The following is a 7,842-nucleotide window of genomic DNA, read 5'->3' on the forward strand; positions in this document are numbered from 1 at the left end:
CGAACGCGTCCAGAGCGGCGATACGCTGGTCGTTGTGCGGATCGACCGGCTTGCGCGATCTCTGTCGCACTTGCTGGAGGTGATCGAAAGACTGGAGGGAAAGGGGGCGTTCTTCCGCTCGCTCCAGGACCCGATCGACACTGCCTCGCCCCAGGGCAAGTTCACGTTGCAGGTTCTGGGCGCTGCGGCTGAGTTCGAACGCGCTCTGATCCGCGAGCGCACAAAGGCCGGGCTTGCCTCTGCGCGCGCCAAAGGGCGCGTAGGCGGCAACCCAGGGCTACGCGCCAAGGATCCCGCCGCGCTGCGCAAGGTGCGGCTGGCACGGCAGGACGGCTATATGGAACGCCTGAACGAGACCGCGCAGGATTGGGTGCCTCATGTGCGCCGCCTGCGCCCCGATATGGCTTGGGAAGACGTGCTGCGAATTATCAATGCCCCCCTGCCCCCAGATCACCATTGGACACAAGGCCGACTGCTCCGCGCTGTGAAGGCATATGTGCGCGACGGGTTCCTTCCTGCCGAGGTGCTTGGCCGCGCCGGACGCCGCGAAACCGATGACCGCCTGCCGGCCATCGTCGCAGCGATCAAAGGCGCGGACCCCGAAATCACGCTGCAGGCGATCTGCGATCGGCTAGAGTCGATGCGCGAACGGACCCCTCGAGGTCGTGCCAGCTGGCAGCCGTCTTCGGTCAAAATGTTGCTCGAACGAGCGGAGCGGCTTGGCCTAATTTCATCAGAATCGGCTCACTCCCAACTGTAACTAGCAGAGGCTCAAACAGCTGAATCTATCGCTCTAAACACCGTCAGAAGGTCAATTGTGCCATTGGTTGCATGGGTTTAGCCAATACCATCCAAACAATCCCCATGAATGGCTTGAAGCACGGTCTTTTGGATTTATCACCATAAAATCAACAACTTGCAGTTATCTTGATGTGACTGTACGTATTGGTGCTGTGGATAACTTTCACACTACATCTAGATTCTTCTTGCCGGACTCACTTGATCGTGGCATTCCCATTCTGACGGTAAAACGCGTCAGTCGCGCTGTACACCGTCAGAATGACCAAGAGCCTCAACAGAGGCCGAGAGTGGGCGGCAGGACATGGATGATCGTAACGTTGGATACGCGCAAGGCATAGGCTCTTCCGACATCGGAGCATTTGCCGACAATCTGGCTGAATCTTTGGATCGCCAGATGAAGATCGCTTTCGAGCCCGAAGAACGAAAGTCCCTGCGCCGATTCAGTTCTACCGAAGTTGCCAGCCTCCTGCGCGTTAGCACATCTAACCTGCGCAACCGGCACAAGGACGGCAGCTTCCCGGAAGTTCATACAGACAACCGCGGACACCGGTTCTACACAGCCCAAGAGATCGATAAGCTGCGCGACATTCTGGGGCGCACCGGAAAGAACGCAGAAAGCTACCGCCCCGGTCGACGTGAAGGCGATCGTCTCCAGGTGATATCTGTCGTCAATTTCAAAGGCGGATCGTCAAAAACAACAGCAACGATCCATCTTGCACAACGGTATGCTTTGCGAGGTTACCGAGTGTTGGTCTTGGATCTCGATCCGCAGGCAAGTTTGACCACCTTTTTCGGCTTTCGGCCAGAGCTCGAGTTCGCCGAAGGCGGCACAATCTATGATGCCCTGAGATATGAGGAACAAGTTCCGCTCTCAGCCGTCATCCAAAAAACCTACTTCCATAAGCTCGATATGGTCCCAGCGGGCCTGATGCTCTCGGAATACGAAACTGAGACGGCAAACGCCCTCGCCCGCCGGGTGCAACCCATATTTGCGGAGCGTCTTGCCTTAGCGCTTGAGGAAGTAGAGGCGAATTACGACATCGTTCTGATCGACTGCCCACCTCAACTTGGCTTTCTGACCCTAACGGCGTTGGCAGCCTCGACGGGACTCCTAGTAACGGTCGTGCCTGGCATGCTCGACATTGCTTCAATGAGCCAGTTCCTGAAACTTGCTTCGGAAACGGTAAAGGCTGTCGAAGAAGCCATTGGCAGGCGCGTTACATGGGACTTCGTAAAGTTCTTGATCACGAGATACGAGCCGTCGGACGGGCCTCAGACCCAGATGGCGGGCTACCTGAGATCGATCTTGGCCGGACAGGTCATGACTGAGCCAATGCTGAAATCTACAGCAATCTCGGACGCCGGTATGACCCAGCAAACCGTCTACGAAGTTGATCCGAGCCAATTCATTAGAAAAACGATTGATCGCGCTCTGACCAGCGTGAATGGCGTTGGAGATGAGTTGGAACAGACAATCCAAATGGCATGGGGGCGTCGCTGATGGCCCGAAATATCTTCAATCAGCCTCCAAAGGACGAGAAGGAGAGCGCGGCCCCCTCCCCTACCCCGCCAAAAGCAGCAAAACTGCCAGGATCTGTTGGCGGATTGCGCGACTCTTTGCGCGAGATTACCGCGAATTCGATCCGTGACATCGAGCCCGATCAGATTGACATGGATGGTCTGCGCGATCGGTTGGTGCTGGAGGATTCCAGTATTGATGAGTTGGCCGAAAGCATTCGCAAGCATGGGCAACAAGTACCAATTATGGTCCGTCCATCAGCGCAACCGGACAGATACCGTATCATCTACGGACGACGCAGGCTCGCAGCGATCCGCATGGTCGGCGGAACGGTCAAGGCGATCGTTCGAAGCCTGGATGACGACGCATCTCTGATCGCACAGGGCCAAGAGAACAACCTCCGACTAGACCCGTCTTTCATTGAGAAATCTCTTTTTATCAAAGAGATGCAGGAATCAGGTTACAAGCCAAACGTCATTCAGGATGCTCTCGGCTTGACACGGCAGGGCGTGTCCAATCATCGCGTCGTCATAGAGCAACTGCCAGAAGGGCTTGTACAGCTGATCGGGCCGGCACATGGCATCGGACGACGGCAATGGGGTGACCTGGCCGCTTTGTCGAAAAAGATAGATCTGGTGAACACAGCCAAAGAGGTGATCGCCGCCCTGCCCGACGACACTCCAAGCGCGGATAAGTTTCAGGCAGTCTACTCGGCTTGCTCGAACAAGGCGCGTAGCGACAAGAAGCAAGCCAACCGCAGCCTAACGTCCGTTGTCAAAGATGGGGACGGTAGCTCTGTGGGAACGCTGACAGTCGACCAGAAAACGATCGCTATCAAGATCACCAAGAAGGACAACCCAGAATTCGGCCAATGGATCGAAGAGCGCGCGGAGGCAGCGCTTTTGAAGCTCTTCGAACAGTGGCGGAATGAGAGCGGCTCTGGGTCCTAAGCCCCGAGCCACACAGAGTAACTCGAGCAGAGGAGAAAAGCGAAGACCAGAAAGAAAAGAGCCCCCCAAAGTTTCCCCTGGAGAGCCCTCATCATTCGATTAGCACTCATGATGTAGCAACCTCCAGCAAACCGGTCAAGAGTCACCGATTCGGTGGACGGGTTTTTATTGCCTTTTTCTGAGCGAAATCTCGGGAAGAGACTGGGAAGTTGTGGGCCGAACGGTCGTCGTGAAGAAACCATGGCATTTACAAAACTATCGATCAGAACCGCTGATGCTGATGCATCACGCGGCTCAATTTCTGCGGCTGAAACCGACATCTGGACCATCTTCAGGGCACTAAGAGATGCACGTAGCGTATTCGGTCTGCGTCCTGGCCATATCCAAACACTTCAAGCCATGCTCAGTTTCTTGAAGCCCGGCCATGGCGAAACGGTTTTCGCGTCCAACGACTCGATTTGCCAGCGCGTCGGCGGAATCGACGAACGGACACTCCGCAGGCACATCAACCGCTTCGTCGAACTCGGGTTCATCAAACGCAATGACAGCTCGAACAGAAAGCGCTACCGCGTTCGCTCATCCAGCGGGGAATGCATCAGCTATGGACTGTCTCTAACCCCCCTCCTCCAACGTGCGAGCGAGCTTATCGCCATCGCACATGAGATGGAAAATAACCGGCGGGATCGGATATTTGTCCGCAAACAGATCCTGACAAAGCTCGCCCATTTGGAAGAGCATGATCCCAGCAACACATTCATCAACCACGCACGGAGAGCTCTACGCAGGAAGCTGAGCCTTACCGAATACCACGCGCTGCTCGCCGACACGGACAAAGAATGCCAGACTTTGTATACCCCAGATAACCCACCAGAAACTGTGGAGTTGCCCGCCAATGACGGACAAACTGTCCGGCACCAATCTATGTCTGAAGAAGAAAAAAAAGATTTAGATAGCAACACAGGCAATGAAGCTCTGAAACCAGACTTGCTAACCTCAGTCTGCGATCAAGCGACATCGTTCTCCACAGAGAGACTTAGAGACTGGTTGGACATTGAAAACCATGCTCGAACTCTTGCACCCATGATGGGGATTCACCCAGAAACATTTGAGAAAGCCAAGAATGCAGTAGGAGCTCAGAAAGCGTCATGCGCGATCTTCATCATGCTACAACTTGGACAACGCATCAGGGATTTTGGAGCGTACTTTCACAGTATCACCTTGGGCCAACGTCAAGACCAGTTTGATCCAGTGGCTTTGATCAAGCGTCTATCCAAAACTGCTATGCAAACCGCCTAGTGTCCACCGCGGTGGACGTCTGGCCATCAACTAGTCCAATGACGCGCGGTCTCGCCACATGCATCAAAGCGACAGAGCCAAATTCCACTAGGGCGATACTACACAGTCAATCCATGTACCTCCGACCCGCCGATGTCCACCGCGGTGGACAGATCCGGCACCAAGTCTCACAACTCACATGCGCGACAGCCGCTTTTCGTCATCCACCACTTCCAAAGAACCCTTGTTGGCAGTCCAGGCCCACAGGACGATGTTGAAGTCCGTTGATGACGCACCCTTCGCAAAGCTTTGGATCAGAAGCCCCGCAAACCGATCTGCTATAAGGGCGCGTGCTAGCTCCTGTGTCGGTACCAATTGGCCATCGAGCATCTTCATGCGCCATGCAGAGTCGGCAAGCATCGCCTCGGTCACACCATACCGTTCGAGCTTGTCCTGATCGCGGGTATCGAAAATAGGCCCAAGGTCGGCTTTGTAGGACACCAGGATCGTGGGTTGCAGGCTGCCTACCTGGTTGGCTTCTCTAAGAGCGGTCGCGGGATCCAGCGAGGTGTAGAGGGCAGGGGTGCCCTTGGCGTTAAAGCGCCCTCCATAGAGTTCAGCGCCTCGTCCGGACAGAGGTTCACGCGCATAGACCGGGTTCAGGGCGCGATAGAGTGGCCCTGTGTAGCGTCCATCTTTCAGCGGCATCAGGCAAAGACGCCCGCATCGACCGCATCGATGTATTCCAGAACTTGCTGAGCTTTGCCTTCCTGCACCAGCTGCATGGCTGTCCGGCCATCAAAGCCGGGCAGGGGCTCTGACCGGTACCATGCATAGGCCATCAGTTCCGAGCCGAAGCGGGGCTCAACTTTGTTCAGCACCTCTACCAATTCGCGCAGGCGGCGCTGCGTCTTGTCCGAACCGATGCGGGCTCGCCTCTGCAACGCGTCTTTGCCCAAGCCGACGGTCAATGCGATCTCTTCTGCTGATGTGCGTAGCACCGCGGCGATCTTGCGCGGTTCGAATTGCCCAGCTTCAGCAAAGTTCGTGATGTGCATGATCTATGCTCCTACGGTGATACTGACGGTATATAGCGGCAACATCGCTGAAATTCAAGCTGACAGGAGGCGCTGCGCCTTCGTTTCCCGTGCTTATCCGTAACGCTGCAGTGCTCTGAACGAAGCAAATCCTGATCTTTGGGCCTGAGAGGTCACCGTTGGAGCGCTTTTGCCGATCGAGAACGTCAGATAAGCTATTGATAATATGAGAAAGACTGCAGCAGTCGGGCCGGAGTTGCCGATATGGCTTGCCGATCTTGGATCGAAACCGCCACTTACTGCATGCCGTCACTGGGGTCCGCGGTGGTGTCGGACCCTCGGCCGTTACCCCGGACCAGTTGGCTGCTGAAAAGTGAAAGTGTTCTTCGGGTTTTGTGACTGACAGTTGAGGGACCTTGGGGTGCCTCGGACGGGTCCGGGCCGGGTTCCGGTCTGCCGTTCCGGATAAAGGGCATTCACATGCAAACAGGTGTCTTGCGCGTCTTGCGCGCGACCGCTGCCTCTTGGTGGCGGCATAGAGAGCTGCGTCGAACCGGCGAGACGGAGCTGGCACGGCAGCTCGAGCGGACAGCCGTTCTCCGCGATCTCGGCTATCTCAAGCAGGCCGCGTCATTGCCAAATGCGCATGTGATCTGCGGAGACGGTGGGACATTCCTCCATCTCGGTTGGACCACCGTGTCGAGTTTCGCGCCGATCGAGCGCTTTCCCTTGGCCGCCCTCGCGGTCGCACGAGGAACCCGTTCATCGATATCCGACCCATCAGTGACGTCATCGCTTTCGCGAACTTGCCGCGGGTGGCGCGGGACAGATCTGTCGACCCTGACCATTCAGGTGCCGGCCAGTCTGTCTCGCTGACCACCTACATCGACATGGTCGAAGCCCTCGGTGCCAGGATCGCCAACGATCCGCGGCCCTGTCGGTCAATCTGATCACCACTCCCTCTCACAAACATTCGAAAGGAGGCCAGCCATGGCCCGATCCCCCACGCCCAAATTCGATGCCTCCGAGGTCATCACAAACGAAATCATCCGCATCATCGAGCGCGGCGTCCTGCCGTGGCGCAAGCCCTGGACCGCAGGCGGCAGCTCACGCCCCCTGCGCGTGGGCGGCGAACCCTACCAGGGGGTGAACAACTTCCTGCTGACGATGCGGACCGTGATGGCGGGCCACAGCTCTCCCTTCTGGATGACTCTGCCTCAGGCCAATGCGTTGGACGCAAAGGTCCGCAAGGGCGAGAAATCCTCTGTCGTCGTCTATTACGGCCAAAGCCGGAAAGACGCGGGCGGCGAGGACGACCGCAGCGATGGCGATGATCGCTCCGAGGAAGCCCGCATCTTCCGCTTCCAGAAATCCTACCGCGTGTTCAATGCCTGCCAGATCGATGGCCTGCCCGACAGCTTCTTCCCAGACCCGGAGCCCGCGCCCGAGCATCCGCCGTCCGAGCCCATCCCGCACATGCAGGCGTTTTTCGATGCCATCGACATCACGACCGTCTTCACGGGCACGGAGGCGTACTATTTGCCCCCCGTGGACAAGGTCTACATGCCATCCATCACGCGGTTCCAGGACCCGCGCAATTTCTACGGGGTCTGGGCGCATGAGCTGGCCCATGCCACGAAGGCCCGGCATCGACTGAACCGTGATTTCGGGTTCTCGAAGTTTGGCAACACCTCTTACGCGCGCGAGGAGATCGTCGCGGAATTGACCTCGGTGTTCCTGGGTCAGACGCTCGGCTTTACGGCGCATACGCTCGAGATGAATGCTGCCTACCTCCATAACTGGTTGCGCGTTCTTCGGTCGGACAAGGGTGCGATCTTCAAGCACGCCGCGGATGCGCAGCGCGCCTGTGATTACCTGATCGCCAGATCGGAGGCGGGCAGGGCAGGGGGCCGAGCCAAGGCCGCCTGACCACAGGGAGAACGGAGACGCCCATGTCACGTAAGGAACCCAAGACGCTGCGGGTGGCCTGCTTCAACGACGGCCGCCGCAAGATCATCACCTTCAAGCACGGCGCCTATTGGTGGAGCCCGTCCGAGGGCGCTTATCCGCTCTCGGCGGCACTTGAGACCATCAAGCACCAAGGCGGCTGGATCGAAACCATCCCCAACCCGAATTACAGACCCAAGCGATTGTTCGGGTAGGGCCCCTTCTGCTTCTGTCCTGCCGCCAGGGGGAAAAAGAAAAAGATGCCGTAATGGGGCTGTCGGCGAATCGAGCACGTTTCGCTTGTTTGTCAGCA

8 protein-coding genes and 1 pseudogene are annotated in these 7,842 nt (G+C 57.1%); 7 read left to right on the forward strand and 2 right to left on the reverse strand.

Going from position 1 to position 7,842, the window contains the following annotated elements; all coding sequences use genetic code 11:
* From CLM60_RS02645 to repC, 4 genes are all read left to right on the forward strand, one after another.
* A partial coding sequence (locus tag CLM60_RS02645) for a recombinase family protein (RefSeq protein WP_141246445.1) occupies positions 1-760 on the forward strand: 760 nt, incomplete at its 5' end.
* Between the two features lie 342 nt (positions 761-1,102).
* Positions 1,103-2,302, forward strand: coding sequence for a plasmid partitioning protein RepA (repA, locus tag CLM60_RS02650; protein ID WP_043754158.1), 1,200 nt, complete (start codon positions 1,103-1,105; stop codon positions 2,300-2,302).
* Positions 2,302-3,270, forward strand: a complete 969-nt coding sequence (repB, locus tag CLM60_RS02655) for a plasmid partitioning protein RepB (protein ID WP_223229246.1) — start codon at positions 2,302-2,304, stop codon at positions 3,268-3,270. Before repA ends, repB begins: the two co-directional genes overlap by 1 nt.
* Positions 3,271-3,510: 240 nt before the next feature.
* A complete protein-coding gene (gene repC, locus CLM60_RS02660) occupies positions 3,511-4,566 on the forward strand; it encodes a plasmid replication protein RepC (protein ID WP_085870099.1) in 1,056 nt (351 codons plus the stop codon).
* A 174-nt stretch (positions 4,567-4,740) separates the two neighbouring features.
* Here repC and CLM60_RS02665 read toward each other — a convergent pair whose 3' ends face one another.
* On the reverse strand, positions 4,741-5,253 hold the full coding sequence (locus CLM60_RS02665; RefSeq protein WP_043754138.1) for an RES family NAD+ phosphorylase: 513 nt from the start codon (positions 5,251-5,253) through the stop codon (positions 4,741-4,743).
* A complete protein-coding gene (locus CLM60_RS02670) occupies positions 5,253-5,603 on the reverse strand; it encodes an MbcA/ParS/Xre antitoxin family protein (protein ID WP_027264271.1) in 351 nt (116 codons plus the stop codon). The genes CLM60_RS02665 and CLM60_RS02670 overlap by 1 nt, the downstream gene beginning before the upstream one ends.
* Positions 5,604-6,062: 459 nt before the next feature.
* Between CLM60_RS02670 and CLM60_RS21130 the strand changes: the two are divergent.
* The 3 genes and pseudogenes from CLM60_RS21130 to CLM60_RS02685 all read left to right on the forward strand — a co-directional run bounded on the left by CLM60_RS21130 (position 6,063) and on the right by CLM60_RS02685 (position 7,744).
* Positions 6,063-6,532: pseudogene (locus CLM60_RS21130) on the forward strand (hypothetical protein).
* 40 nt (positions 6,533-6,572) lie between these two features.
* Entirely contained in the window at positions 6,573-7,511 is a 939-nt protein-coding gene (locus CLM60_RS02680) for an ArdC family protein (protein WP_043754134.1), read from the forward strand.
* Positions 7,512-7,534: 23 nt separating this feature from the next.
* Positions 7,535-7,744: a DUF6330 family protein gene (locus CLM60_RS02685; RefSeq protein ID WP_043754132.1), complete on the forward strand. Its 210-nt coding sequence runs from the start codon at positions 7,535-7,537 to the stop codon at positions 7,742-7,744.
* Positions 7,745-7,842: the final 98 nt, after the last annotated feature.

Origin of the sequence: Actibacterium ureilyticum (assembly GCF_002285435.1) — a bacterium.
Lineage (GTDB): Bacteria > Pseudomonadota > Alphaproteobacteria > Rhodobacterales > Rhodobacteraceae > Actibacterium_C > Actibacterium_C ureilyticum.